Genomic DNA, 467 nt, shown 5'->3' on the forward strand with positions numbered 1-467 from the left:
TCGCAGATGTAGTCGGAGAAGTTATATCAGGAGCGGGAACAGCAGTTGTAGAAGATTATACGTTTGGATTCATGAGTAAGGAATACGCATCAAAACATCCGAAGGCGCGCAAAACAGGTGAAGTGATCGGACATTGTTTGACAACTGTAACCGGAGCCGTAGAAACGGCTGGTGCTGTGACGGAAGGAATCTCAGGTGCTGTGGTAACAGCTACAGGAGTAGGAGCACCTGTAGGCGTTCTTGCTATAGCAGAATCTGTCCTTGCGGGAGCACTGGGGGCAGCGGTAACGTATACCGGAGCATCCAATAGTGTGAAAAGTACAAAGGATCTTTATCGAATGTTTGAAAGCGAGGGGCCAAGTCCTAATAGCTCAACGCCGTCTAAACCTTCCAGTGTAAAGTCAGGCAAGAGCGAAGGAACACCTGCCTCACAGAAACCGAGCAAACCCAACGAGAAGTTGCCCGGA

1 pseudogene is annotated in these 467 nt (G+C 49.5%); it reads left to right on the forward strand.

What is annotated here, in order from left to right:
- Positions 1-467: pseudogene (locus JO375_RS14810) on the forward strand (contractile injection system protein, VgrG/Pvc8 family); the annotation flags it as partial.

This window comes from Paenibacillus farraposensis, assembly GCF_020736845.1.
In the GTDB taxonomy this organism is placed as follows: Bacteria; Bacillota; Bacilli; order Paenibacillales; family Paenibacillaceae; genus Paenibacillus; species Paenibacillus farraposensis.